The sequence below is a fragment of the Mesorhizobium sp. L48C026A00 genome, from assembly GCF_000502375.1.
Taxonomy (GTDB): domain Bacteria; phylum Pseudomonadota; class Alphaproteobacteria; order Rhizobiales; family Rhizobiaceae; genus Mesorhizobium; species Mesorhizobium muleiense.
The window spans coordinates 461,597-485,637 of sequence record NZ_AYWU01000006.1 but is presented as its reverse complement, the minus strand read 5'-3'; the positions used below and the strand labels follow the sequence as shown (position 1 = coordinate 485,637).

Annotated in this window: 25 protein-coding genes and 1 riboswitch; of the genes, 9 read left to right on the top strand and 16 right to left on the bottom strand. The window is 62.7% G+C overall.

Annotated features, from left to right (window positions below; genetic code table 11):
• Nucleotides 1–66: 66 nt before the first annotated feature.
• From X738_RS56300 to X738_RS56270, 7 genes are all read right to left on the bottom strand, one after another.
• On the bottom strand, nucleotides 67–654 hold the full coding sequence (locus X738_RS56300) for an NAD(P)H-dependent oxidoreductase (protein WP_023798898.1): 588 nt from the start codon (nucleotides 652–654) through the stop codon (nucleotides 67–69).
• Nucleotides 654–1,235, bottom strand: coding sequence for an NAD(P)H-dependent oxidoreductase (locus X738_RS56295; protein ID WP_023798897.1), 582 nt, complete (start codon nucleotides 1,233–1,235; stop codon nucleotides 654–656). The genes X738_RS56300 and X738_RS56295 overlap by 1 nt, the downstream gene beginning before the upstream one ends.
• Nucleotides 1,236–1,282: 47 nt before the next feature.
• Complete coding sequence (locus X738_RS56290; RefSeq protein WP_023798896.1) at nucleotides 1,283–2,683, bottom strand: FAD-binding oxidoreductase; 1,401 nt, start codon at nucleotides 2,681–2,683, stop codon at nucleotides 1,283–1,285.
• The gene (locus tag X738_RS56285) at nucleotides 2,680–3,993 is read right to left on the bottom strand and encodes a cytosine deaminase (RefSeq protein ID WP_373420404.1); all 1,314 of its coding nucleotides are present in this window, start codon (nucleotides 3,991–3,993) and stop codon (nucleotides 2,680–2,682) included. Before X738_RS56285 ends, X738_RS56290 begins: the two co-directional genes overlap by 4 nt.
• A 226-nt stretch (nucleotides 3,994–4,219) precedes the next feature.
• Nucleotides 4,220–5,071: an ABC transporter permease gene (locus X738_RS56280; protein WP_023798894.1), complete on the bottom strand. Its 852-nt coding sequence runs from the start codon at nucleotides 5,069–5,071 to the stop codon at nucleotides 4,220–4,222.
• Nucleotides 5,058–5,888 (bottom strand): ABC transporter ATP-binding protein, encoded by an 831-nt coding sequence (locus X738_RS56275; protein WP_023798893.1) that lies wholly within the window; start codon nucleotides 5,886–5,888, stop codon nucleotides 5,058–5,060. The genes X738_RS56280 and X738_RS56275 overlap by 14 nt, the downstream gene beginning before the upstream one ends.
• A gap of 9 nt (nucleotides 5,889–5,897) precedes the next feature.
• Nucleotides 5,898–6,902: an ABC transporter substrate-binding protein gene (locus X738_RS56270; RefSeq protein ID WP_023798892.1), complete on the bottom strand. Its 1,005-nt coding sequence runs from the start codon at nucleotides 6,900–6,902 to the stop codon at nucleotides 5,898–5,900.
• Nucleotides 6,903–7,158: 256 nt separating this feature from the next.
• On the opposite strand from X738_RS56270, the gene X738_RS56265 reads away from it, so the two are divergent.
• The 3 genes from X738_RS56265 to X738_RS80810 all read left to right on the top strand — a co-directional run bounded on the left by X738_RS56265 (nucleotide 7,159) and on the right by X738_RS80810 (nucleotide 9,207).
• Complete coding sequence (locus tag X738_RS56265) at nucleotides 7,159–7,542, top strand: RidA family protein (RefSeq protein WP_023798891.1); 384 nt, start codon at nucleotides 7,159–7,161, stop codon at nucleotides 7,540–7,542.
• 212 nt (nucleotides 7,543–7,754) lie between these two features.
• Nucleotides 7,755–8,558 (top strand): creatininase family protein, encoded by an 804-nt coding sequence (locus X738_RS56260; RefSeq protein WP_023798890.1) that lies wholly within the window; start codon nucleotides 7,755–7,757, stop codon nucleotides 8,556–8,558.
• 145 nt (nucleotides 8,559–8,703) lie between these two features.
• Complete coding sequence (locus tag X738_RS80810) at nucleotides 8,704–9,207, top strand: GNAT family N-acetyltransferase (RefSeq protein ID WP_023798889.1); 504 nt, start codon at nucleotides 8,704–8,706, stop codon at nucleotides 9,205–9,207.
• A 69-nt stretch (nucleotides 9,208–9,276) separates the two neighbouring features.
• Here X738_RS80810 and X738_RS56250 read toward each other — a convergent pair whose 3' ends face one another.
• Nucleotides 9,277–9,786, bottom strand: a complete 510-nt coding sequence (locus X738_RS56250) for a tyrosine phosphatase family protein (RefSeq protein ID WP_023798888.1) — start codon at nucleotides 9,784–9,786, stop codon at nucleotides 9,277–9,279.
• Between the two features lie 115 nt (nucleotides 9,787–9,901).
• On the bottom strand, nucleotides 9,902–10,942 hold the full coding sequence (cobD, locus tag X738_RS56245; RefSeq protein ID WP_023798887.1) for a threonine-phosphate decarboxylase CobD: 1,041 nt from the start codon (nucleotides 10,940–10,942) through the stop codon (nucleotides 9,902–9,904).
• Between cobD and cbiB the strand changes: the two genes are divergently transcribed.
• The gene (gene cbiB, locus X738_RS56240) at nucleotides 10,941–11,909 is read left to right on the top strand and encodes an adenosylcobinamide-phosphate synthase CbiB (protein ID WP_023798886.1); all 969 of its coding nucleotides are present in this window, start codon (nucleotides 10,941–10,943) and stop codon (nucleotides 11,907–11,909) included. The two genes, cobD and cbiB, sit on opposite strands and share 2 nt — an antisense overlap.
• Before the next feature lie 251 nt (nucleotides 11,910–12,160).
• Here the strand turns inward: cbiB and cobO are convergent, their stop codons facing one another.
• Genes cobO through X738_RS56220 form a run of 4 tightly spaced genes read right to left on the bottom strand, consistent with a single transcriptional unit; the run spans nucleotide 12,161 to nucleotide 14,256 of the window.
• Nucleotides 12,161–12,775 (bottom strand): cob(I)yrinic acid a,c-diamide adenosyltransferase, encoded by a 615-nt coding sequence (gene cobO, locus X738_RS56235; protein WP_023798885.1) that lies wholly within the window; start codon nucleotides 12,773–12,775, stop codon nucleotides 12,161–12,163.
• Nucleotide 12,776: 1 nt separating this feature from the next.
• On the bottom strand, nucleotides 12,777–13,274 hold the full coding sequence (cobU, locus tag X738_RS56230; protein WP_156942580.1) for a bifunctional adenosylcobinamide kinase/adenosylcobinamide-phosphate guanylyltransferase: 498 nt from the start codon (nucleotides 13,272–13,274) through the stop codon (nucleotides 12,777–12,779).
• 22 nt (nucleotides 13,275–13,296) lie between these two features.
• Complete coding sequence (locus tag X738_RS56225) at nucleotides 13,297–14,061, bottom strand: CbtA family protein (protein ID WP_023798883.1); 765 nt, start codon at nucleotides 14,059–14,061, stop codon at nucleotides 13,297–13,299.
• 15 nt (nucleotides 14,062–14,076) lie between these two features.
• A complete protein-coding gene (locus tag X738_RS56220; protein ID WP_023798882.1) occupies nucleotides 14,077–14,256 on the bottom strand; it encodes a CbtB domain-containing protein in 180 nt (59 codons plus the stop codon).
• A gap of 37 nt (nucleotides 14,257–14,293) precedes the next feature.
• Nucleotides 14,294–14,503: riboswitch (cobalamin riboswitch) on the bottom strand.
• A 386-nt stretch (nucleotides 14,504–14,889) separates the two neighbouring features.
• Between X738_RS56220 and X738_RS56215 the strand changes: the two genes are divergently transcribed.
• Together X738_RS56215 and X738_RS56210 are read left to right on the top strand one after the other, a co-directional pair.
• Nucleotides 14,890–15,882 (top strand): heparan-alpha-glucosaminide N-acetyltransferase, encoded by a 993-nt coding sequence (locus X738_RS56215; protein WP_023798881.1) that lies wholly within the window; start codon nucleotides 14,890–14,892, stop codon nucleotides 15,880–15,882.
• On the top strand, nucleotides 15,879–16,385 hold the full coding sequence (locus tag X738_RS56210) for a methyltransferase family protein (protein ID WP_051407790.1): 507 nt from the start codon (nucleotides 15,879–15,881) through the stop codon (nucleotides 16,383–16,385). Before X738_RS56215 ends, X738_RS56210 begins: the two co-directional genes overlap by 4 nt.
• Before the next feature lie 100 nt (nucleotides 16,386–16,485).
• Here X738_RS56210 and X738_RS56205 read toward each other — a convergent pair whose 3' ends face one another.
• Complete coding sequence (locus tag X738_RS56205) at nucleotides 16,486–16,872, bottom strand: MerR family transcriptional regulator (protein ID WP_023685221.1); 387 nt, start codon at nucleotides 16,870–16,872, stop codon at nucleotides 16,486–16,488.
• Nucleotides 16,873–17,008: 136 nt separating this feature from the next.
• Nucleotides 17,009–18,421: a magnesium transporter gene (gene mgtE, locus X738_RS56200; RefSeq protein WP_023798879.1), complete on the bottom strand. Its 1,413-nt coding sequence runs from the start codon at nucleotides 18,419–18,421 to the stop codon at nucleotides 17,009–17,011.
• 397 nt (nucleotides 18,422–18,818) lie between these two features.
• Here mgtE and X738_RS56195 point away from each other — a divergent pair, with 397 nt between their 5' ends.
• Both X738_RS56195 and X738_RS56190 read left to right on the top strand, forming a co-directional pair.
• On the top strand, nucleotides 18,819–20,150 hold the full coding sequence (locus X738_RS56195) for a glycosyltransferase (RefSeq protein ID WP_023798878.1): 1,332 nt from the start codon (nucleotides 18,819–18,821) through the stop codon (nucleotides 20,148–20,150).
• The gene (locus X738_RS56190; RefSeq protein ID WP_023798877.1) at nucleotides 20,147–20,902 is read left to right on the top strand and encodes an HAD-IIB family hydrolase; all 756 of its coding nucleotides are present in this window, start codon (nucleotides 20,147–20,149) and stop codon (nucleotides 20,900–20,902) included. The genes X738_RS56195 and X738_RS56190 overlap by 4 nt, the downstream gene beginning before the upstream one ends.
• Nucleotides 20,903–20,942: 40 nt before the next feature.
• Here the strand turns inward: X738_RS56190 and X738_RS56185 are convergent, their stop codons facing one another.
• Nucleotides 20,943–22,655 (bottom strand): GH32 C-terminal domain-containing protein, encoded by a 1,713-nt coding sequence (locus tag X738_RS56185; protein WP_023798876.1) that lies wholly within the window; start codon nucleotides 22,653–22,655, stop codon nucleotides 20,943–20,945.
• Nucleotides 22,656–23,066: 411 nt separating this feature from the next.
• Between X738_RS56185 and X738_RS56180 the strand changes: the two genes are divergently transcribed.
• The gene (locus X738_RS56180) at nucleotides 23,067–23,996 is read left to right on the top strand and encodes a dihydrodipicolinate synthase family protein (protein ID WP_023798875.1); all 930 of its coding nucleotides are present in this window, start codon (nucleotides 23,067–23,069) and stop codon (nucleotides 23,994–23,996) included.
• Nucleotides 23,997–24,041: the final 45 nt, after the last annotated feature.

Here is a 24,041-nt window from a genome sequence, read left to right as displayed (position 1 = left end):
CATCCGTCTCGGCGCTGCGCGCCGATCCACCTTCTCCCACAGGGGGAGAAGGAGATCTCCGCCAGCTCAAAACCGCTCCAGTTTCGCCCGCACTTTCGCAAGGAAAGCAGCCCGGCTCCGGGGTGTCGACGCATCCATCAGGTAGTGCGCCAGAAAGAATGTCCTGCAGCGGGTGGCGCAGAGCGCCCGCATGCCGCGCAGGATTGTCTTGCGTCCCGGCTGGCCGACGACGACGCTCCACCAGGTCGGTGCGCCGCAGGTCGTGATCACCCCGATCTTCGTCACATGCCTCACCAGCGAATGGATCCGTCCCTTGCCGGCCGGCAGTCGGAAGGCGACGTCGGTCGCCCACACCCGGTCGAGCCAGCCCTTCAGCATTGCCGGCAACCCGTACCACCATGTCGGATAGATGAAGAGGATTGCCTGGGCCCAGTTGAGATTTTCGAAATGCGGCTTGAGCGCCGGATCCTGCGGGGCGTGCTCGTTATAGAAGCGTCGCTCGTCGCAGCCCATGACCGGATCGAAATTTTCCGCATAGAGGTCGAGCAGCCGCACCTCCCAGCCTCTCGCCTTCAGCACCTCGATGGCACTATCCCGGATCGCGGCGCAAAAGCTTTCCGGAACCGGATGGCAATAAACCACCAGGACCCGCATCAGAAGGCATCCATGCTGGCGGCGACCTTCGCCGTAAATCCCTTCCGCGTTTCATCGGTCGACAGGTTCATCGAATAATGCGCGAGATACGACACCGAGGCGCCTGGCTTGACCGTCGCGCGCAACACACGCTTGACCAGCTTACGCGGCGGGTCGCCCATCAGCATGGCGTGGAGCCGGCTGCCACCATAGGTGGTGACCGCCGCCAGCTTGCGGATGTTGTGCAGCGACGGCTGCACCTTGCCATTGGCCAGCTCGAAGGAGACGCCGGGCAGGAAGACGCGGTCGAAAAAGCCTTTCAGGATCGCCGGATAGCCGTAGTTCCACACCGGAAACGACAGCACCAGCGCCTCTGCCCGCAGCAGGCGCTCGACATAGGGCGCTGCCGGATCACCGGCGCCGCGCTCGTCGTGATAACCGAGCCGCTCGGCCCGTGTCAGCCGCGGGTCGAAATCCTCGGTATAGAGATCGCAGTCGTCGACGGCGTGACCAGCGGCCGTCAGCCGCTCGACGATCGTCCGGTGCAGACCGGCGTTGAAGCTGGTTTCGACCGGGTGGGCATAGAGCACGAGGATTTTCACCGAAGACCTCGCAGGTCAGCGCGACAGCGCCACACGCTCGTCATCATTCACCCCGCCTTCTGCAACCCCTTGAACAGGAACGACTTGCCCGAGCGATAGTCATAGTCCGGGTTTTCCCAGGCGATCATCTTGCCGGGGTTGAGCAGCCCTTGCGGATCGGTTTCGCGCTTGAAGGCGAGCTGCACCTCGTCCGTCTGCTTCATGCCGCCCTCTTCCAGCGTGTAGCGGTGCGGATTGAAGACCCAGCAGCCATTGTCCTCGTGGATGCGGATGATCTCATCGAGCCGCTCGGCCGTGGTGAAGCGGACCAACGGCAGTCCGGCGACGCCGATCGCGCCGTCGAAGCGAATGAATTCGAGATGAACCGGCACCTCGTCGCCGAAGCGGTCGATCATCGCCTTGACGTAAGCGAGGTGATCCGGCGAGGGATAGCGGGTCTGCAGATAGGTAATATCAGGGTCGACCCTGATGGCGCGCAGCGTCGTGTGGTTCCAGGTCAGCTCATAGGCCGGCGGCAAGCCCTTGAGATCGGCCTCCTTGTCGGCGCGGAAGACGATCTCGCCCTTGCTGCGCGCCGTGAGGGCGACAAAGGCGTCCATCGCCTGCGGTACGATCATGCAGACGACGATGCTTTGCTCGCGCCTGAAAAACCGCTGGTGCCGCTTGAAATAGTCGTAAGGGATCGGCGCGGCGATCGGCGTGATCAGCTTCGCCAGGATGCCGTCCTGGATGGCGAGATCGTTGCCGAAGCCGGCCGCATCCATGAAATCGTCGAAGCCGACGATGACGTCGATCCAGTCATAAGCAGCGGTCAGCGGCATCTCGACCTCGGTGATGATGCCGTTGGTGCCGTAGGCATGCATCACCTTCAGCACCTCCTCACCGGCAAGATCCATGATGCGAGGCTCCGCCTCCATGGTCACGGTCCTGAGCCGGATGAGGTTGCCGAGGTCGCGCAGCCCGCCCCAGCGGATCGAGCCGATGCCGCCCGAGCCGCCGGCGACGAAGCCGCCGATCGAAGCGGTGTTATAGGTCGACGGCGACATCCGAAGCTCCTGGCCGGAATGGGCGCGCGTCGCCCTGTCGATGTCGGCGAGGACGGCACCGGGACCGGTCACGACGCGGCCGGGCGCGATCGCCTTGATTGCGTTCATCTCGGCGAGATTGAGCACGACGCCGCCGGACAAGGGCATCGCCTGACCGTAATTGCCGGTGCCACTGCCGCGCGGCGTCACCGGAATGCCATGCCGGTGGCACGCGGCAAGCACGCGGATCACCTCGACTTCGGTCTTTGGCGTCACGATCAGGTCGCCGGTGACATGGTCGAGCTGTTGCTTCAGCACCGGGCTGTACCAGTAGAAATCGCGGCTCTTCTGCTGGATGATCGCCGGATGGTCGTCGATCTTCAGACCGTCGAGGTCGCGCTTCAGTGCCGAAATGTCCATCATTTCTCCATCAGATCGTCGAGTTCGGCATAGTCGGGCAATTGGCGCTCGATGGCGCGACCATCCCGCACCACGATGCGATCCGATTCGGGTCGCGACAGCAGTTCCGTCCAGTTCCGCCCCCTGAAGACGACGAAGTCGGCACCACCGCCGGCGGCAAGGGTGCCGAAACCGTCGAGCCGCATCACCCTGGCCGGCGTCGAAGTCACCACTTGCGGCCAGTCGCCGACCGGGTGATCGAAATGCAGGATACGCGTCGCCATGCGATAGACCTCCAGCACGTCGAGATCGCCATAGGCGTAGAACGGATCGCGGGTGTTGTCGGAGGCGACGGCGACGGGAATGCCGCGCGCTTTCATCTCGTGCAGCAGCGTCACGCCGCGCCAGCGCGGCGTGGTGTTGTCGCCGCGCCGGTCCTGCAGATAGAGATTGCACATCGGCAGCGACACCACGGCGAGCCCCGCCTTCGCCATCTTGTCCAGCGTGTCGAGCACGTCGAGATCGGGCTGGCGTGCCAGCGAGCAGCAGTGGCCGACGAGGATGTTTCCCTCAAACCCGTTCCACAGCGCCGCCTCGGCGATCTTCTTCAGCGAGATCGCCGAGATGTCGTCGGTCTCGTCGGCATGGAAATCGAGGTCGAGGCCATGCTTGATCGCCTGCGCGAAAACCCGATCGAGAAGCTCTTCCAGGTCCGGCAGCATATAGGTGACGACGCCAAGCACGCCGTTGGCCGCAGCGACGCGTTTGGCCAGGCTCTCGAACCATTTCTCGTCGCGTACGCCTTCGATGCCGAGCAGGCAGGCGGCCTGCAGCTCGATGCGGCCACGCCATTTCTCCCGTACCGTCTCGAACACCGGCCAGGAGATCTCCTCCTGCGGTGCGACGCTGTCGAGATGGGTGCGCAAAGCCCTGGTGCCGTGCGCGTAGGCGCAGCGCAGCGAAAAATCCATGCGGCGAGCGACGTCCTCGGGGCTCCAGCGGGCAGCACGGTCGGCGCCGGTGGCGTTCAGCGCACCCATGAAGGTGCCGTCCGGATTGGGTTTTCGAGGCCAGATATGGCCTTTGTCGATATGGGTGTGGCAGTCGACGAAGCACGGCATGACGATACGGCCGCCGAGGTCGACGGCGCCTGCGGGTGTATTGGACCGGCGATTCGCGACGATGCTGGCAATCCTGCCGTCGGCGACGGCGATGTCGGCGAGTGCAAAGCCGTCGCTGTCATAGGCAGCGGCAAGGTCCGGCGTCAAAGATGAATGAAGCCGGACGTTGGAAAGTACGAATTGGCCGGTTTCGGGAATAATTTCTGAGGTCATCGCTGCCCCTCATCTGCCTGCCGGCATCTTCTCCCCGTGAACGGGGAGAAGGGGGCTGACGGCAGCCTTGACGCTCGTTCTGCGACGCTGGTGGTTGGCGAAACCGCCGATGAAAGCGCCCTTCTCCCCGTCTCTATACGGGGAGAAGTGCCCGGCAGGGCGATAAGGGGCAGCGCCAACGACGAAAAGGACGCCAGGCAGTTTTTGCCTTGAACACACAACATCATCATCGCTCCTGCTTCAGCGCACTCTCGTGCCAGCGTCGCAGGATCAGGTGCGAGATCAGCGACAGCACCAGGAAGATCAAAATGCCGGTGAACGAGATCAGGATCAGCGCCGCAAACAGCCGCGGTGCGTTGAGCCGGTAACCGGCCTCGATGATGCGCGAAGCCAGCCCCGACGACTGTCCCTGGGCCCCGGCGACGAACTCCGCCACCACCGCGCCGATCAGCGACAGGCCGCCGGCGATCTTCAGCCCGCCGAGGAAATACGGCATCGCCGCCGGCAGGCGCAGATAGCGCAATTGCTGCCAGCGGGTTGCGCCGTTGAGCTTGAACATGTCGCGCAGGTTGCGGTCGACGGAGTTGAGGCCGAGCGTCGTGTTGGACAGAATCGGGAAGAAGGCGACGATCCAGGCACACAGCAGAAGCTTCGTCGTCTGGTTGTCGACATAGATGTTGATCAGCGGGAAGATCGCGACGATCGGCGTCACCTGCAGCACGATCGCAAACGGGAAGAACGACATCTCGACCCATTTCGATTGCGTAAACAGCACCGCCAGCCCGACACCGCCGATGACGGCCAGAAGCAGGCTGAGAAAGGTGATCCTGAGCGTCACCAGCAGCGAGGAGAACAGCAGCCCGGCATCGTCGAACAGCGTTTGCAGCACCACAGCGGGGCGCGGCAGGATATATTTCGGGATGTCGTTCCAGACGCAGATGCGGTCCCACAGCCAGATCGCCAGGACCATGATCGCCAGCGGCAGCAGCCATCGGCCGATCCGCTCGAGCCGCTCCTGGCGCACGCGACGCGCCTCCTCTGGATCCAGGGTTACGGCAGTATGATCAATGGCCGTCATGATGCGGTCCGGCGGTTGAGTTGATGGCGCCGATCAGCACATCGGACGCCTGGCGGCAGAGCGCGGCATAGGCGGGCGAGGTGCGGAAGGCTTCGTTGCGCGGATAGGACGCATCGATGGCGAGTTCTTTGAAGACCCTGCCCGGCCGCGCCGCCATGACGACGACGCGGCTGGAGAGGAAAACGCTTTCGAAGACGCTGTGGGTGACGAAGACGACGGTAAAACGCTCGTCCTGCCACAGTTCCAGAAGATCGTTGTTGAGCTTGAAGCGGGTGATCTCGTCCAATGCCGCAAATGGCTCGTCCATCAAAAGCACGCGCGGCTTGGTCACCATGGCGCGGGCGATCGAGACGCGCATCTTCATGCCGCCGGACAATTCGCGCGGCACGGCTTTCTCGAAGCCGGTCAGATGAACCCGCGCCAGCATCTCCATCACGACAGGCGCAGCCTTGGCCCGCGACATGCCCTTCAGCCTGAGCGGCAGCCAGACATTGTCGAAGACGTCGGCCCACGGCAGCAGCGTCGGTTCCTGGAAGACGAAGCCGATGTCAGAGCGATCGGCAGCGCTGCTGCCGCGCCAGTCGAGCAGGCCGGAGGTCGGCGTTGCAAGACCGGCGATGAGGCGCAAGGCCGTTGACTTGCCACAGCCGGACGGGCCGAGAAGGCTGAGGAAGTCGCCGTCCCGAATCGTCAGGTCGACGTCGCTGAGCGCTGTCACGCCGTTGGAAAAGACTTTGCCGACGCCGCGCAGCGCCAGCAGCATCGGACCTTTGCCCGATGCGCTTGCCGGCGCTTGCGCCACTTTCTCCTGCATCATGCCCGGGTGCTATTTCTTCAGGTCGATCCCGACGCCCTTGTTGACGAAGGCCAGTGTGTAGGACTTTTTGATGTCGACGTCGGCCGGCACGACCTTGGCCTTGACCATCTTGTCGTAGAAGCTCTGGATGCGCGCGTCGGTCATCGCGCCGATGCCGAGTTTTTCCGTATCGCCGGAATCGACGATGCCGAATTTCTTCATCTGCTCGATCGAGAACGCGATCTGCTCGTCGCTGATGTCGGGGTTGTCCTTCTTGATCGCCGCGTTGGCGGCAGCGTTGTCGCCGTAGAGATAGTTGTACCAGCCCTTGGCCGAGCCATCGACAAAGCATTGAACCACCTCCGGCCGCTTGTCGATCGTCGCCTGCATGGTCTCGATCGTCGTCGCATAGGTGTCGAAGCCGTAGTCGGCGAGCAGGAACAGATTGGGCTGGAAGCCGCCTTCCTTGGCGACGGCGAAGGGCTCCGAGGTCACGTAGCCTTGCTGGATCGACTTCGGATTGGCGATGAAAGGTGCGGGGTTGAACGTATAGGGCACGCGCTTGGCCGGATCGAAGCCGAACTCCGTGATCATCCACTGGAAGTAGCTCTGTGCACCTTCGTCGCCAATAATGTACTGGTCCGCATTCTTCAGATCCTCCCATCTGTCGAGCCCCTGACCCGGATGGCTCATGATCACCTGCGGCTCTTTCTGGAACGAGGCGGCGACGACGCGCAGCGGAATCTCCTGCTGCACGGCATCGAAGGCCTGCAGCATGTTGCCGCCCATGTAGAAGTCGATCTTGCCGGCAAGCAGCAGCGGCCGGCCGCTGACCTGCGGTCCACCTTGCATGATCGTCACGTCGAGCCCGCAGGCGGCATAGGTGCCATCAGCCACCGCCTGATAATAGCCGCCGTGCTCGGCCTGGGCGAGCCAGTTGGTGCCGAAGGTGATCTTCTCGTTTGCTGCCGCGTTCAGCGTGCTTGCGGCAAGCAGCACGATCGCGCCAGCCGAAATCTTGAGTTTTCCGTCCATTCACACCACCCTCAGTTGACTCCGGCGCGCCGCGCGCCGGGCTCGACACCATCGATCGAAGAAGCAAGACACATGCCATCGCCCGGACCGCCCGCCTTGCGCAACAGTGGGGCGCGAAAGCCGGACTGGTCATGCCGTACCGGGGGCATCGTGCCTATTTTTTGAACGCCTGTCCATAATCGCCCTGATAGTATGCACTGCATCTTGAAGGCTCGCCTGATCCGGCTTTACGCTGGCAGTCAGACCGGAGATTTTCATGTTCAAATTCCTGACGCCGAAGTCGATCAAGCCGCCCTTTGCCCGCTACAGCCATGGCGTCGAGGTGCCGCCCGGCAAGCGGCTGGTGCTGTGTTCTGGCCAGGTCGCCATCACTGTGGACGATCAGATCCCGGAGGATGCCGGCGCGCAGGCCGAGCTCTGTTTTCAAAACATCGCAGCGATTCTCGGCGACGCCGGGCTTGGACTTTCCGACATCGTGCGCATCAACGCCTATGTCACCGATCGCGTCTTTCTGAAACCCTATATGAACGTTCGCGATCGCCTGTTCACCAGCCCGGCGCCGGCATCGACGCTAATGATCGTGTCCGGCTTCGCGCGGCCGGAATTCAAGGTCGAGATCGAGGTCGTCGCGGCAGGGTGAGGAGCCGGCTGGAATCGACAGGCCGTTGATCTCCAGTTACACGACAAAGGCTGGTGCTGCCTCTCATCCGCCTGCCGGCACCTTCTCCCCGTATAGTGACGGGGAGAAGGGAAGCGCTCCGACGCTGGCGCCCCCCTCTCCCCGTCTCTATACGGGGAGAGGGTACGGGTGAGGGGCAGCGCCAACGCCGCCAGTTTGCTCGAGGTTTCAAAATGACCGTTGCAACGAAACGCGTGTGGTGGGGCGACTATCGGACCACAGAATACGCCACCATCGACCCGGAGGCGACAATCGCAGTTGTGCCGGTGGCGGCGATCGAACAGCACGGGCCGCATCTGCCGGTTTCGACTGACACCTCGATCATGAACGGCATGCTCGAAACGGTGATCGCGCGCCTGCCTGGCGATCTCGACATCCGCATCCTGCCGGTCCAGGCGGTGGGCAAGTCGAACGAGCACCTGCATGCGCCGGGAACCCTTACATTGCCGGCGGCGAACTTGATCGAGGCCTGGACCGAGCTTGGCCTGTCGGTCGCACGGGCCGGGTTAAGGAAGCTGATCGTCGTCAACTCGCATGGCGGCAACGAGGAGATCATGGGCATCATGACGCGAGAATTGCGCGTGCGGGCAAAGATGCTGGCGGTGAAGACGAGCTGGCAGCGCTTTGGCCGGCCGGCCGGCTTGTACACCGAGCTTGAGGATAGCCACGGCATCCATGGCGGCGATGTCGAGACCTCGCTGATGCTGCATTTCCGGCCGGATCTCGTCGACATGGCAAAGGCCGACAATTTCGTGTCCAACGTCGCCCGCGCCGAAAAGCAATTTTCGCTGCTGCGCCACACCGGAACGCACGCCTTCGCCTGGATCGCCACCGACCTCAACCCGAACGGCGTGGTCGGCGACGCCAGCATTGCAACGGCCGAAAAGGGCCGGCTGACCGCCAACCATCAAGCCGACGGATTCATCAGCCTGTTGAAGGACGTGCGAAAAGCGAAGCTGGCCGACTGGTTGGCGTAGGGTCTGTTTCAGATCAAGGTGAGCCACACACGCCCCGCTTGAGGTTGAAGACAGACAGCCCACTTTGATGGCGCTAGTTTCCAGATCATGCGTAAGGTAAAGTCTCGCTGGTTTGTCTCTCTAGTCTCACATCCACGGGTGCGCGATGGTTGTCGTCACAAAGGCACTGACGCTCGCTGACTTCCATGCAGCCCACGCACTCATCGCGGAGATGGGCCAATGGGACGTTGCCCAATGCGGGGTGCACGGTCTTCCGTCGGAAGGCGTGATTTCCGCCTACTATTCTGACGATGCCGCGAGCTTGTTGGAAAAGTGCACCTTGCCCAGCACAGGCATGTACCTCGCTCGGATTGGCTCTGTCGCCTTGGGCTGCGTCAGCCACGTCAGCCATGGAAATGTCGCCGAGATCGTTAAGCTCTTCGTGCGTCCGGAAGGACGAGGAAAAGGCGTAGGAGCCCGCCTCCTTGCGACGGCGCTCGATGCTATCGAGGAGTCCAAGTGCCGAAAAGTGAACCTGGTGACAGTTTCATTCATGACGAGCGCTATCGCTCTTTACCGCAATTTCGGCTTTCAAGAGTGCGAACCATTCGAACCAGCACCGAAGGGCTTGGAGGGGGTTACGCGATACATGGAAAGGGTCACCAAATAGCTTGGACGGCTGCCGTGAAAACAAGCGCGGCCTTAGCCCGATCGGGACGGATCAGGCCTCTGACCAGAATCAGCCGTCGATCTTCAACGCAAAAGGCGTGCCCTCGAAGGCCTCGGCGCCGCGCCCGATCGCCTGGATCGCACGGGTCATGCGGCCGTTGCGATCGAGCAGCGCGTCGGCGACCGCGATCAGCCGCGGGTTGGGTGTGGCCGTGGGCGACAGTGCACGCAGCGTCTGAGCCAACTCGACCTCGCAGCGCTGCGGCGCCAATGCCGCCGCGATGATGTAGGCCGAGGCCGTCGACCGGCTGATACCGGCATAGCAATGCACGACCAGCGGCTTTGCACGATCCCATCGGCGCGCGAAATCGAGCAGGTTGCGAACATGCTCCTCACCCGGCATGGTCATGCCCTCCTGCGCCACCGCGATATCGTGCATGACCAGGTGCAGATGGTTCTCCCGGGCGATCGACGCCGGCCGCGTCACCTCGGTGCCGGCAGCCAGCAGCGAAAGCAGCCGCTCGGCCCCGGTCTTCGCGACGGTTTCCTCGATTTTCGACAGCGAACAGACATGGATCATTGGTTGAGCTCCCAGTGCATGTCGCGCAAAAGTGCGCAGCGGTTTTGCGATAACGACATGCATAAAAACAAGAACTTAAAGCGCGTCGCATGAGTCCGTTCAATTGCGACGCGCTTTAGGCCCCATCGTCGCGCTGTTGCGACCAGTCGGCAAGAGCCGATTCGAGCCGCTGCCATTCCTCGCCCTCGCCCGGCAGCCCGGCGCGCAGCACCTCCGGCCGGCCGGAGAAATGGCGGAGCAGGATGCCGCGCTCGCCAAGCCCCGAAAACAGACCGGCGGCGTCCCTCAGCCTGACATAGCGAAACAGCGTGGTGCCGCCGGCGACCGGGATACCGAAGCGGCCGAACAGCGCATCGAGCCGTGCTGCATCCCTGGCCAGACGGCGCCGCATCTCGGCCTGCCAGCCGCTGTCGGCAAGCGCACGGATGCCATATTCGAGCGCCGGACCGGCAACCGCCCACGGCCCGAACTGCGCCTCCAGCCGTTCGACCGTCAGTGCGTCGGCCAATGCAAAGCCGAGCCGCAGGCCGGCAAGGCCAAAAAACTTGCCGAAGGAGCGCAGCACGACGATGCCGCCATGCTCGACATCGCCGGCCAGGCTTTCGCCAAGCGGGCCGACATCCATGAACGCCTCGTCGACGACCAGCAACCCGCCTCTGGCGCGCAATCGTTCGGCAAGCGCAAGCAGGTTCTTGCGCTCGACGATGCGACCGTCCGGATTGTTGGGGTTGACGACGATGGCAAGGTCGGCTCCTGCCAGGGTATCGAAATCATCGATCTCCGTCACCGCATGGCCGGCGATTGCCGCTGCCCGCTGATGCTCGGCATAGGTCGGCCCGAGCACCAGCGCCTTGCCGGGGCTGACCAGCGAAGCGACGCGCGGCAACAGGATCTGCGTGCCCGGCGCTGCCACCACATTGGCCGCCGATGGCGCGCCATAGGCGCTTGCCGCGACCTCGGCCAGATCACGGACCCGCGCAGCTTCCGGCAATCTCGACAGGGCGGTGGCGGGCAGCTCGAAAAACGGATAGGAGTGCGGATTGATACCGGTCGAGAGGTCGACGAAGGGCTGCGGCGCATGCGGAAAAAGCGCCCTCGCCCGGCCAAGGCTTCCGCCGTGATCCACCACTGCCGCCGCTCCATCAAGAGACTTCATGTCGATCCTGATCGCTTTCCTGTCACTGCTTGTTGAATTCGCTGTCGGCTATCCCAGCTGGCTGCTCGGCGCCATCGGCCATCCCGTCACCTGGTTCGGCAGGCTGATATCCTTTCTCGACCGCAGGCTCAACCGCGATACTGATTCCGACGCCCTGCGCCGCCGGCGCGGTGTTCATGCGCTGCTGATCATCGTGCTTGTGCCGGCCACCATCGCTTTCGCGGTGGAAACCATGCTTGCGGGCATTCCAGCCGGATTGATCCTCACCGCGCTCTTGGCGACATCGCTGCTGTCGCAGAAGAGCCTGACCGAGCATGTCGAGGCGGTGGCCGACGGGCTCGACAATGGCGGACTCGACATCGGTCGTGTTGCCGTCTCGCAGATAGTTGGCCGCGATCCGGAAAAGCTCGACAGAGCCGGCGTCTGCCGCGCGGCGATCGAAAGCCTGGCCGAGAATTTTTCCGACGGCGTCGTCGCGCCGGTCTTCTGGATCGGCGTCGGCGGGCTGGCCGGCGGCGTCGCCTACAAGGCCGCCAATACCGCCGATTCGATGATCGGCCACCGCACGCCGCGCCACGAGGCCTTCGGCAGGGCGGCGGCGCGCTTCGACGATCTGATCAACCTGCCGGCGTCGCGGCTGACCGCGCTGCTCATCGTGCTGGCCGCCTTCCTCGTCAAAGACGCCGATGCCGGCAACGCCTGGCGCACCGTGCAGCGCGACGCGAAAAAGCACCGCTCGCCGAATGCCGGCTGGCCGGAGGCCGCGATGGCCGGCGCGCTCGGCCTGGCGCTGGCCGGGCCGCGCTCCTACGACGGCGTCATGGTCGACGACGCGTTCATGGGTGAAGGCGGCCGCCGCGATGTCGAGAGCGTGGACATCAGGCGAGCGCTAAGACTCTATCGGGTTGCCGACTTTCTGCTGATGGGACTGTTCGGCTTGCTGTCGGTGATCGTCATCGTTGCGTGACGTCCACTGTGCGGCCTTTCCTTCTCCCCTTGTGGGAGAAGGTGGATCGGCGCGCAGCGCCGAGACGGTTGGGGTGTTGGACGGAGTGCTGTCGGTGCCAAGCTGGAACACCCCTCATCCGACCTCGCTTCGCGAGGCCACCTTCTCCCACAAGGGGAGAAGGNGCCAAGCTGGAACACCCCTCATCCGACCTCGCTTCGCGAGGCCACCTTCTCCCACAAGGGGAGAAGGAAGAAGAGGCGAACGAAACCTCAAAACTCTATGCCTTGCTGCGCTTTCACGCCGGCGGAAAAGTGATGCTTCGTAACTCCCATCTCGGTGACCAAATCGGCCGCCTCGACCAGCGCCGGCTTGGCGTTGCGGCCGGTGACGACGATATGCAGGTTTTCGCGCCGGCCCTTCAGCGCCGCCACCACCGTGTCGAGATCGAGATAGTCGTAGCGCAGCGCGATGTTCAACTCGTCGAGCACCAGAAGGCTAATCGATGGATCGGCCATCAGCTCGAGCACCTTGGCCCAGGCAGCCTCGGCGGCGGCGATGTCGCGCTTCAAATCCTGCGTTTCCCAGGTAAAACCCTCGCCCATCGTGTGCCAGACGACCCGGTCGCCGAAAGCGGCAAAGGCGTCCTTCTCGCCGGTATGCCATTTGCCCTTGATGAACTGGACGACGCCGACGCGCCTGCCGTAGCCGAGCATCCTCAGCGCCAGCCCGAAGGCGGCAGTGGTCTTGCCCTTGCCGGGCCCGGTGTTGACGATCAGCAGTCCCTTCTCGACCGTCTTGGCCGCGACCTCGGCGTCCTGCACCGCCTTGCGCTTGGCCATCTTGGCGCGGTGGCGTTGCTCGTCCCTGTCATCGATATCGGTCATATCACTTCACCTTGAGCGGCAGTCCCGCCACCATCAGCAGCACCGTGCCGGCGACGGCGGCGACCTGCTGGTTGAGCCGGCCGGCGGCATCGCGAAACCGGCGGGCAAGCGCATTGTCAGGCACGATGCCCTGGCCGACCTCGTTGGAAACCACGAACCACGGGCCGCGCGGCCGCGACAGCACATCCGCCAGCCCTCGGCATTCGGCCTCAATGTCGCGTTCGGCCAGCATATGGTTGGACAGCCACAGCGTCAGGCAGTCGATCAGGACAGGCCGGCCGTCAGGCAGCGCCCCGATCGCGCCGACGAGATCGAGCGGCGCATCGATCGTCGTCCAGCCGTCGCAACGCCGCGCCCGGTGCAGCGCGATGCGTTCGTGCATCTCGTCGTCATAGGCTTGCGCCGTGGCGATGTAGGTCCACGGCGCTGGACAGGCCGTCACCAGGCTTTCGGCATGCGCGCTCTTTCCCGAGCGTGCACCGCCGACGACCAAGGTCAGCTTGCTGCCTGGAGCAGCGCGATCAGGCAAGGCTATCGCGCAGGCCGGTTGCGGTGCCGGTCAAGCGGCCGCGCACCAAGCCGACGACAGCGCCGAGCACCAGCCAGAACACCAGATTGGTCAGCGTCACCGCCACCACGAACTGGTGGTGCAGGCCTTCCGGGATGGGCGATTCGAAACTGTCGGGCTGCGGCGCGCCGACAATATGCGGCGCGACGATCAACGCTACGGCAAGAAGGGCCAGCGGCAGCGATTTGCGAAAGGCGAGCAGCCCGAGACCGGCAGCCGTCGCCACCACGGTCGCCGTCCACCAGATCTGGCGCTGGGCGAAATCGGCCGCCGGCATCGCCGGCAATTCGGGCGGCAGGCCGAGGTTCGGGGCCAGCGTGAACACGGCGAAGCCGGCAATCCCCCAGAACAGGCCCTGTCGCCAATTGCCGATGCCGCCGGCGAATTCCGAAGCGGCGACCAGGATCAGCGCAAAGCCGATGCCGGTGACGACGTTGGCAACGACGTTGAAAGCGAAGCGCTCGAAGCCATCGGCCGGCGCCCAGCCTTCCTCTTCCGCGGTGGCTGCTTCAGCCGGCACGGCGCTGCTCATGGCATTGCTGCCTGCTGCGGCCGGCGCCAAACCATGGTCATGCGTGTGACCACCGCCGGCCTGTTCGTAGACTTCTGCCTTGAGGATGAGTGGCACGGTGGCGTAGGCCTGCATGCAGGCCAGAACGACGCCGGCCACTAGCCCTGCGATCGCCGCGATGAACACGACGTTGCGAAACAGTGTCATGGTGTCAGCCCCTCGTCAGTGGCAGGGAAAGCCCATCGAATGGCGATAGTCGTGAGCGGCATTGTGGACCGCATCGATATGCGAGAAGCCGACAAAGCCCATGACGAAAACGCCGAGAAATGCAGCAAGCGCCAACTGCACAAAGCGCGACTGCGAGGAGACGGAAGCGCCGAGCGAGACGGAAGCGGTATTCATGTCTTGTCCTTTCGCCCTCCACCCGAGGGCATAGAAGTCAGTTCTCCTGTCGCCGGCAGGTCTCCTGGCTCGCGGATCAGCGCCCTTCCCCACCTTCCCGAAGAAGCTCTTCCCGAAGAAAATCTTCAGTGGCATATGGAGAGGACTACCGCACACAGTTGCGGGGGCAGCCACGGCATCGGGCGAATTTTGCCCCTACCGCATTCCCTCTTGGTTCCAAAACGGAACCGACGACGGCTGCGACTATAGGCAGAATCGCCGCGCCCGGCAAACCAAATTCCGCCAGCTAGCAGCGCGAATGCGCCGTGCCGGCAGACCAGCTTGGTTCCTCGACGCCGCGATCTTGACAGGTTGAAAGCCGATCGTCCGCGCTGCCCCGGGGCGCTGTCATCGATGGTTTCGCCAATCACCAGCGTTGCAAGAAGGGCGCCGGCGTTGCGGCCAGCTTCTTTCGCCCCGTTTACGGGGAGAAATGCCCGGCAGGGCAATGAGGGGCGGCGCCGGCCTCGACCACTGGCTGCGAGCGGCATACGGCGCTTTAGCCTAAGCCCTGGGCATCAATGGGCCCTGTCTTCTTTTGTCCGGGGCAACCATGATAGTCGTCTTGCAGCACTGAATCAGAATTGCGAGACCATGACCATTCCTACGCCGGCCGTTCAGGACCGATCCAGGCGCATCATCGCCATCGACGTAGCCCGCGGCATCGCTTTGCTTGCCATGGCGAGCTACCATTTCACCTGGGATCTCGAATTCTTCGGCTACACCGATCCCGGCCTGACCGCCTTTGGCTGGTGGAAATTCTACGCGCGCTGCATCGCTTCGACCTTCCTGTTCCTGGTCGGCGTCAGCCTGTTCCTCGCCCATGGCAAGCAAATCCGCTGGAACGGCTTCTGGAAACGCTTCGCCATGGTCGGCGGGGCGGCGCTCGCCATATCGGCCGCCACCAGGCTTGCCACACCCGACAGTTTCATCTTCTTCGGCATCCTGCACGAGATCGCGCTCGCCAGCCTGCTCGGCCTGGCGTTTCTGCGGCTGCCGGCGCTGCTGACGCTGGTTGTCGCAGCTTTCGTCATCACCGCGCCGCTCTACCTCAGGTCCGAGATCTTCGATCATCCGGCCCTGTGGTGGGTCGGCCTGTCGGCAACCAACCCGCGCTCCAACGATTATGTCCCGCTGTTTCCATGGTTCGGCGCTGTGCTTGCCGGCATCGCAGCGGCAAAGCTTGCCTTCGCCTCCGGCATGCTGACGCGGCTGGCGGGCCTAACGCCCGGCCGCTGGACTAATCCGCTGGTCTTTATCGGCCGGCACAGCCTCGCCTTCTATCTGATCCACCAGCCGGTGCTGATCGGCTCGGTCTGGCTGATTTCGCAAGTCATGCCGGCAGCCGTCGAAACCAGGCAGGTCACCTTCCTGAAAGAATGCCAGGCATCGTGCGAGCAATCGCGCGACACGGAGTTCTGCAGCAGCTATTGTGTCTGCATGCTCGATACGCTCGAGGGCGAGGCCACGTTTGATCGGCTCTACCGCAACGACCAGGCTGCGGAATGGAAGGCGCATCTCGACGAGCTCGCCGGCGCCTGCACTGCCAAGGCCGACGGCACTTTGATGGAGGGAGGAGCACAATGACCGACCATCAGCAGAAACCGGGCCAACAGAAACCGGGACAGCAAAAACCGGGGTTTATACCGTGGCCGCCGCTGATCTATGTCGCGGCCATCGCCGTCAGCATCGCGCTTGGCTTGCTTTATCCGCTGCCATGGATCGGCGGCCTTTTGGGCGACATCCTGTTCGCGGCCGGCTGGGTGGCATTGTTCGGCGTCGTCGCACTCTGGTTCACGGCGATCCGCATCATGATCCGGGCAAAGACGACGCTCCACCCGAACGCCGTGCCGGACCATCTGGTTACATCGGGCCCCTTCGCCGTCAGCCGCAATCCGATCTATCTGGCCAACACGCTGCTGATGATCGGCGTTGCCCTTATCTCGGGGAACGTATGGTTCCTGCCGCTGGCGATCATCGCCGCCTTCGCAACGCAGAAAATGGCGATCGAGGGCGAGGAAAAAGTTCTGGCAACGAAATTCGGCAAGAAATACCGGGATTACGCAAAAAGGGTGCGCCGCTGGATTTGAGGCGGCAACCGGAGCGGAGCGTACATTTGAGTAGGTGAGCATCGGAAGCGCAGAAAGCCACGCTGGCTGGCCGCCAGAGTAGAATTATCAAAAAGGCCGATCAGGTGTTGACGCCAAGCTCCACCAGCCGCTCGACGCAGGACTCTTCGGCCTGGTCGAGTTCGGCCAGGGTCTCTTCGAGATCGCGGCGCTTCTGGCGCAGATCCTCGCGCTTTTCCTCGATGCGCTTGATCATCAGATTGAGCTGACCGACCTCGCCGGGCGGCTCCTTGTACATCTGGATGATTTCGCGGATCTCGTTGATCGAAAAGCCGAGCCTCTTGCCGCGCATGATCTGGCGGATGAGATGCCGGTCCGACGGGCGAAACAGCCGCGTGCGGCCGCGCCTCACCGGCTGCACCAGCCCCTCGTCCTCGTAGAAGCGCAGCGTCCGCGTCGAAACATCGAATTCGCGGGTCAGTTCGGTTATCGAATAATATTCCCGCATCATCACTCCAAATGCCCGGCCGCGCTGCGAGTTCCAACCATGCGGCCTCGCTATCCGCACGTGTGTCAGAATCGGCCAGAGGCTGTTCCAAAATCTCGCATGGCATTTACGTAAAAGTCAATTGAGCGGGCGTCGCTCACACGCCGAACCACCATGTGGCGAGGCCGAGAAAGGCAAAGAAGCCGACGACGTCGGTGACCGTCGTGACGAAAACCGCCGAAGCCACGGCCGGGTCGATCTTGAACCGGTCGAGCAGCAGCGGGATCAGGATGCCGGCAAGTGCGGCCACGAACATGTTGATGATCATCGCCGCGGCGATGATGCCGCCCAGGTTGGGATCGCGGAACCAGGCGGCGGCGACGATGCCGATCAGGATGGCGAAGATGATGCCGTTGATGAAGCCCACCCCCATCTCGCGGCGAATGATGCGGCCGGCATTGTAGATGTCGAGGTCCCTGGTCGCCAGCGCCCGCACCGTGACCGTCATGGTCTGCGAGCCGGCATTGCCGCCCATGCCCGCCACGATCGGCATCAGCACGGCCAGCGCCACGATGTGCTCGATCGTGCGGTCGAACAGGCCGATCACCGAGGCCGCCAGGAACGCCGTCAAAAGGTTGACGAGCAGCCACGGAACGCGCGAGCGCGAGGTCGAAAGGATGCTGTCCGACAATTCTTCGTCGCCGACACCGCCCATGCGCAGCAGATCCTCCTCGGCTTCCTGCTGGATGACGTCGACCACGTCGTCGATGGTCAGCACGCCGACCAGCCGCTCGTTCTCGTCGACGACGGCAGCGGAGAGAAGGTCGTATTGTTCGAATTCGCGCGCCGCCTCCTCCTGGTCCATCGTCGCCGGAATGGCGTGCCTGGTCTCATGCATGACCTCTTCGACCTTGATCGAGCGCTTGGTGCGCAGGATCTGGTCGAGGTCGATGGCGCCGAGCAGCTTAAAGCTCGGATCGATGACGAAAATCTGGCTGAAGCGGTCGGGAAGGTTGTTGTCCTCGCGCATGTAGTCGATGGTCTGGCCGATCGTCCAGAATGGCGGCACCGCGACGAACTCGGTCTGCATGCGGCGACCGGCAGTCTCTTCGGGATAGTCGAGCGAGCGGCGCAGCCTGATCCGCTCGGTGAACGGCAGTTGCGACAGGATCTCGTCCTGGTCTTCCTTTTCGAGATCCTCGAGAATGTAGACCGCGTCGTCGGAATCGAGGTCCTGGACCCCCTGGGCAATCTGGGCGTTGGGCAGGCTGTCGACGATGTCGCGGCGGATAGCCTCGTCGACCTCGGTCAGCGCGGAAAAATCGAAGTCGGCGCCCAACAATTCGACCAGCGCGCGGCGCTGTTCTGGATGAAGCGCCTCGATCAGGTCGCCGAGTTCCGATTGGTGCAGGTCGTCGACTTCACGCTTTAGCGTCAGCGTGTCGCGATCGGCGATCGCGGCACCGATCTGGGCAAGGAACGACGATAGAATGGCGCCGTCCTCGCCATAGATGTCGGCGCTGTCCTCAGCGGTCCTGGCGCCGGTCGTCTGTTCGTCCTGGCCTTCCACAAGCGCCTCCCGCCATTCAGAATTCCGGAAAAGCTGCGTGTCAGGTCTAGCGCATGACTATGAAAATCGGAATCGATTTCCAGAAAGGATCATGAGCAGCGTCAAATTGCTACAGCGTCTGTCAGATTTCGAAGTCGATGTCAGCCGGCGCAATCATCCACCAATCGCACAACGTCTTCGGCTCTCCCATAAGCGTCGCGCCGAGGCTCCTCGGTATGTTCCCTATCGGCGTCTCTGGGGGCTATCATTGCGGGCGGAGTCAATATTCCCACCGACGTGCCACCAGCCTGGCGGCCGCCTGGCGCTTTCGACATTTGCGGATGGCGGCTGGAAACCTTATATAACCCAACTTGTGCATGCTGCGGCGTGCACAGATCAATCGTAGAGAAGGATACAGATGCCGGACTCGGATGCGGCGATACCTCGAATTGCTCTCATTTCAACCCACGGCTACGTAGCAGCCAACCCGCCACTGGGCGCGGCCGATACCGGCGGACAGGTGGTCTATGTCCTGGAACTTGCCAAAAAGCTGGCCCAGTTGGGTTATGCCGTCGATATCTGGACGCGACGATTTGAAGACCAGCCTCCTGTCGATGAAGTGGCCGACGGGGTTCGCGTCCTGCGTGTCGCCTGTGGCGGACCCGATTTTATTCCGAAGGAATATCTCCACCGCCACCTTCTCGAGTGGTGTGAAAACGCGCTGCGGCTGATTCGCCGGGAAAATCTCTCCTACGACTTCATCAACAGTCACTACTGGGATGCGGGCGTGGCGGGGCAGCGACTGTCGGAAGCGCTCACTGTCCCGCACATCCATACGCCGCATTCGCTCGGCATCTGGAAGCAGCGCCAGATGAAGACGGACTACCCTGACAAGGCCGATACTTTCGAGGCCGAGTTCAATTTCACCGAGCGCATCAAGCACGAGACGATCATCTATCGAAGCTGCGCCATGGTGATCGCAACAACGCCGCCGCAGGTCGACATGCTGGTCGAGGACTACAGCCTCGAGCGCGACCGCGTGCACATGATCCCGCCCGGTTACGACGACAACCGGTTCTTCCCCGTCAGCGAGGCGTCTCGCCGGTTGATCCGCCATCGGCTCGGCTTCGAAGGGCGAACGGTCCTGGCGCTCGGCCGGCTGGCCACCAACAAGGGCTACGACCTGCTGATCGATGCGTTTTCCGTGGTGGCGCCGCGTGTGCCGGATGCGGTCCTGAGGCTCGCTGTCGGCGGCGAGAACATGGACGAGCAGGAACAAAAGATCCTCAACCAGCTCAAGCAACAGGTCGAACAGCTAGGCTTGCAGGATCGTGTCGTCTTCTCCGGCTATGTTGCCGACGAGGACCTGGCCGACACCTATCGGGCGGCGGACATGTTCGTCCTGTCGAGCCGCTACGAGCCGTTCGGCATGACCGCGATCGAGGCAATGGCCTGCGGAACGCCGACCGTGGTTACGATCCATGGCGGCCTCTATCGCGGGATCAGCTATGGCCGGCACGCGCTTTTTGGCGATCCGTTCGACAAGGAAGATCTCGGCATCACCATCGTCAAGCCGATGAAGCACCAGCGCCTCTACGGCCGTCTGGGCCGCATGGGCGCGCACAAGGCGCGCAGCCTGTTCACCTGGACAGGCATCGCGCAGCAGCTGGTCAGCCTTGTCGAAGGCCGTCCGGTGCTGAAAGCGGTCGACGATCATGACTGGGACGAGCCGTGGAACGACGGCGATTGAAACCGATCGCGCTTTTGTCGAGTGATCTCGACGGTACCCTGGCTGGCGATGCGCCGGCGACGTCACGCTTTCGGTTGAAATGGGAAGCGCTCGATCCCGAGCACCGGCCGGTTCTCGTCTACAACAGCGGTCGCCTGGCCGACGATATCTTGAACTTCGTCGACGAAGTCGCCCTGCCGGCGCCGGACTATGTGATCGGCGGTGTCGGCACGATGCTCGCCGGTCCGCGGCACACCTCGCGCCTCGGGCGTTTTACCCAAAGATTTTCGGAAGGCTGGTCGCTTGAAAAGATCGACGCGGTGCTCGGGTCGCTCAAAGACACAGTCCGCCAACCCGACGGCTATCAACACGCCTTCAAATCGAGCTGGTACCTGCTCGACGCAAGTCCGGAAGCCCTTGCCAGCATCGAGCGTGCTCTGGCCGAGGCCGGCCTGTCGGTGACGATGGTCTATTCGAGCGGACGCGATCTCGACATCCTGCCGCGCTCAGCAGACAAGGGTCAGGCGCTGGCCTGGCTCTGCAATGAGCTCGGCATCGGCCTGGATGAGGTGGTCGTCGCCGGCGATACCAACAACGACCGCAGCATGTTCGAGCTGCCGGGGGCGCGTGGAATTGTCGTCGCCAATGCCCTTCCCGAACTGCTTGACATGGCGCGGAACAACCGGCTGATCTACAGCGCGAAGGAACCGTTCGCCCTCGGCGTCGTCGAAGGCCTCGTTCATTGGTCGGTGTTTGCGGACGCCCGAAACTGAACTGGAAATCCAATCCTGAACTGGAAACAGGATTTCCTTGTCACGGTTTGAGCGCCCATACCGTCGCGTGTAGTACGGCGCCCGTTTCGGCGATGAGACGTGCCGATTGCACCGGCTCAAAACCGCTGATCCGCTTCGTGCCGGCCCAACGACCGCGATCCGCAAAAACCTCGATCGATCCGTAGTCGAGGAATATCCGCAGCCGTTTTGGACGGGCTCCCTTGGCAATATAGTGAGGGGATTCCACTGCGTCGTCTCCATGACGAATGGCAAGTCCCTCGTCGTCGACGACAACCTCGAGCCGGACAGTTGGATGTTGCAGCTTCAAGTGGAAATGGGCACCCGGCTTTTCCAGCTCGAACAGGATTTCGACGGCGCCGTTGATAAAGCTTACCTGCTCTCCGGCTGCGAGGCGTGTCCGGTCCAGAATATGGCTCCGCAGGCTCTCGGCAGCGCCGATGGGCGGGGTGTGCAACTCGCCTGCAGACAGATGGATATTGCGAGGCAACGTCATGGCTGTGGGGAAATCGATTGCCGGCCCGGTGTCGGCCCAGTTGGCAAGCCAGCCTATACCAACAATGGCATCGCCGTCGGCGAAGGCCTGGAAGGCGTAATTATCCGTCCCGAAGTCCAGTTCCTGTTCGAATTCCTTGGCAAAGGTCCGACCATCGAACCAGCCGACAATGGCCATTGTCAGGTTCTTGCGCCGGGTCGACTGGTCTTCACTGTTCATCAGCCCGAGAATCAGGACCCAGCGCGTCGCTGGGTCGGTCGCAGGCCCGTCGAGCGGCAGCAGACAGGGACATTCGATCGCCGTCGTCCGATAGTGTTTCTCGACCAGAAGCTTGCCGACATACGTCCAGCCGGTGGCGGCCGTATGGTCACGGGTTTCGTAGAGCAGGACAACGCCGCCTTCATCGCTCTGGCTGCCCAGCAGCATTTTCCAAAGGCCATCCGGTCCCCTGAAGACGTATGGGTCACGAAAATCCGCTGTCAATCCCTGGTCAAGCGGGCGGTATGGCAGGATGACGTGCGCGTCTCCCGCCATGATGAGGTCGCTGGAAGTGGCCGTGAGTTGGATCTGCTGTTCCGGGATACGGTCCTGTACCTGCTCGGTGAAAAAGACGCGAATGCCCGGGCCATCGGCAAGCGGGATGGCCGAGCCGGAATAGGCGCCGCCCCGTTTGTCGGGCCTGGCGGTGAGATCTTCCGACGGAAACAGGAAGATTGGCATGTGACGCCACCGCAAATAATCCGAAGAGACGGCGTGCCCCCAATGCATCGTGTTCCAGCGAAGGCCATGCGAATAATGCTGATAGAACAGATGTGGGCGGCCTCCAAACCGGCCAAATCCGTTCGGATCGTTCATCCAGCCGAACGGCGGACGAAAATGATAGCTGTCGGGGATGTTCGGTGGGGCATTTCCCGGATTGGTGTGGAGAACTGTAATGCCTGTCTCCAGCACGTCGGCCAATGCGAACCAGTAGGCAACCGAAACCGAGGTCTGATCCGCATCGTAATCCAGTTCGACACTCCCGCCGCCGAAGACGTGAAAAATTCTGAATTCATGCTCTTCGGCGTTCGCGACGCTCACCTCGCCGAACTTGCCGCGAACGTTGGAAAACGACAGCGAGCCTGGAACGTCCGGCCTGGTCGCCTTGAGCCAGATATGGAAGGTGGCGTTGACCGGCAGATCGGCATGCAGGCTTCGAATGGTGTTCCCGGCCGCAATCCTTACCTGGCTGTCACTCATAAATAGGGCTCCGTTGCGTGCGGCTTTCCCAGGCAAAACCGGATGCTCGACCTGGAATGCATTGCAGAAGGTTAAGGCTGGATTTTGACTTTGGCAAAGTCATTCCCCAGGATCGACAGTCCTTGAGGTCAAATCGCCGCACGGATCGCCGCCTGCAACTGCTGAACTCGCGGCGTAATAAGGTTGACGGCTCGCAGAGCATGATTGCATTGTCCGACGGCGCAACACCTTCTCTTTTCCGCGGGTTTCGACCCGCGGCGCAATCCCGTGCAGCCATTGTCCAGATCGGCCAACCAGTTGTCCGCATACGATGGAACGACGAACGGGACCCCGCCCGTCCGGACCGACTGCCGGGTTGGATCGGACCGTCGGTCCTGCGCTATGATTGAAAGCTGGATTTAGGAGGAGCTCATGGCCATCGGCGCTGACACCAAAGGCGTCTACACCATTGCCCCGACGCCGTTCGAGGCGGATGGCAAGATCGACTGGGAATCGCTTGATTCGATGGTCGATTTCTACGAGCGCTGCGGCGTCGATGGGATGACAATCCTCGGCATCATGGGTGAGGCCCCGAAGCTCGACGCCGGCGAATCGATCGAGATCGTCAAACGTGTCGTGGCGCGCACTAGGCTGCCGGTCATCGTCGGCGTCTCTGCCCCTGGCTTCGCCGCCATGCGCAGCCTTGCGCGCGCCGCGATGGAGCTTGGCGCGCAGGGCGTGATGATCGCGCCGCCGCCGGCGCTGCGCACCGACGACCAGATCGTCACCTACTTCCGCAACGCATCCGAAGCGGTCGGCGAGGATGTTCCTTTCGTCCTGCAGGATTATCCGCTGACCCTCTCGGTGATCATGACGCCGGCCGTCATCCGCCGCATCGTCACCGACAACCCGGCCTGCTTCATGCTCAAGCACGAGGACTGGCCGGGCCTGGAGAAGATCAGCGCGCTGCGCGACTTCCAGAAGGACGGCTCGCTGCGGCCGCTGTCGATCCTTACCGGTAATGGCGGCCTCTTTCTCGACTTCGAGACGGAGCGCGGCGCCGACGGCGCGATGACCGGCTATGCCTTCCCCGATATGCTGGTCGACATGGTGAAACTGTCCGCCGCCGGCGAGCGCGACAAGGCGCACGATCTTTTCGACGCCCACCTGCCCTATCTGCGCTATGAGCAGCAACCCGGCGTGGGGCTTGCGGTACGAAAATATGTGATGATGAAGCGCGGCGCCATCGCGTCGGACGCCCAGCGCAAGCCGGGCAGTGCATTGTCGGCGGCGGCCAGACAAGAGGTCGATTATTTGCTCATGCGGCTGGAAAGTCGCGTCCGCAAACAAGCCTTGAGATAATGCACTAGCGGGCTATTTTGCCGCGCAATCACATCAATATACAGC

Coding starts and splice junctions, on each gene's coding strand:
- X738_RS56300 (WP_023798898.1), bottom strand. CDS start 654: ATGCGGGTCCTGGTGGTTTATTGCCATCCGGTTCCGGAAAGCTTTTGC.
- X738_RS56290 (WP_023798896.1), bottom strand. CDS start 2,683: ATGATGGACATTTCGGCACTGAAGCGCGACCTCGACGGTCTGAAGATC.
- X738_RS56285 (WP_373420404.1), bottom strand. CDS start 3,993: ATGACCTCAGAAATTATTCCCGAAACCGGCCAATTCGTACTTTCCAAC.
- X738_RS56280 (WP_023798894.1), bottom strand. CDS start 5,071: ATGACGGCCATTGATCATACTGCCGTAACCCTGGATCCAGAGGAGGCG.
- X738_RS56275 (WP_023798893.1), bottom strand. CDS start 5,888: ATGATGCAGGAGAAAGTGGCGCAAGCGCCGGCAAGCGCATCGGGCAAA.
- X738_RS56270 (WP_023798892.1), bottom strand. CDS start 6,902: ATGGACGGAAAACTCAAGATTTCGGCTGGCGCGATCGTGCTGCTTGCC.
- X738_RS56265 (WP_023798891.1), top strand. CDS start 7,159: ATGTTCAAATTCCTGACGCCGAAGTCGATCAAGCCGCCCTTTGCCCGC.
- X738_RS56260 (WP_023798890.1), top strand. CDS start 7,755: ATGACCGTTGCAACGAAACGCGTGTGGTGGGGCGACTATCGGACCACA.
- X738_RS80810 (WP_023798889.1), top strand. CDS start 8,704: ATGGTTGTCGTCACAAAGGCACTGACGCTCGCTGACTTCCATGCAGCC.
- X738_RS56250 (WP_023798888.1), bottom strand. CDS start 9,786: ATGATCCATGTCTGTTCGCTGTCGAAAATCGAGGAAACCGTCGCGAAG.
- cbiB (WP_023798886.1), top strand. CDS start 10,941: ATGTCGATCCTGATCGCTTTCCTGTCACTGCTTGTTGAATTCGCTGTC.
- cobD (WP_023798887.1), bottom strand. CDS start 10,942: ATGAAGTCTCTTGATGGAGCGGCGGCAGTGGTGGATCACGGCGGAAGC.
- cobO (WP_023798885.1), bottom strand. CDS start 12,775: ATGACCGATATCGATGACAGGGACGAGCAACGCCACCGCGCCAAGATG.
- X738_RS56225 (WP_023798883.1), bottom strand. CDS start 14,061: ATGACACTGTTTCGCAACGTCGTGTTCATCGCGGCGATCGCAGGGCTA.
- X738_RS56220 (WP_023798882.1), bottom strand. CDS start 14,256: ATGAATACCGCTTCCGTCTCGCTCGGCGCTTCCGTCTCCTCGCAGTCG.
- X738_RS56215 (WP_023798881.1), top strand. CDS start 14,890: ATGACCATTCCTACGCCGGCCGTTCAGGACCGATCCAGGCGCATCATC.
- X738_RS56210 (WP_051407790.1), top strand. CDS start 15,879: ATGACCGACCATCAGCAGAAACCGGGCCAACAGAAACCGGGACAGCAA.
- X738_RS56205 (WP_023685221.1), bottom strand. CDS start 16,872: ATGCGGGAATATTATTCGATAACCGAACTGACCCGCGAATTCGATGTT.
- X738_RS56195 (WP_023798878.1), top strand. CDS start 18,819: ATGCCGGACTCGGATGCGGCGATACCTCGAATTGCTCTCATTTCAACC.
- X738_RS56185 (WP_023798876.1), bottom strand. CDS start 22,655: ATGAGTGACAGCCAGGTAAGGATTGCGGCCGGGAACACCATTCGAAGC.
- X738_RS56180 (WP_023798875.1), top strand. CDS start 23,067: ATGGCCATCGGCGCTGACACCAAAGGCGTCTACACCATTGCCCCGACG.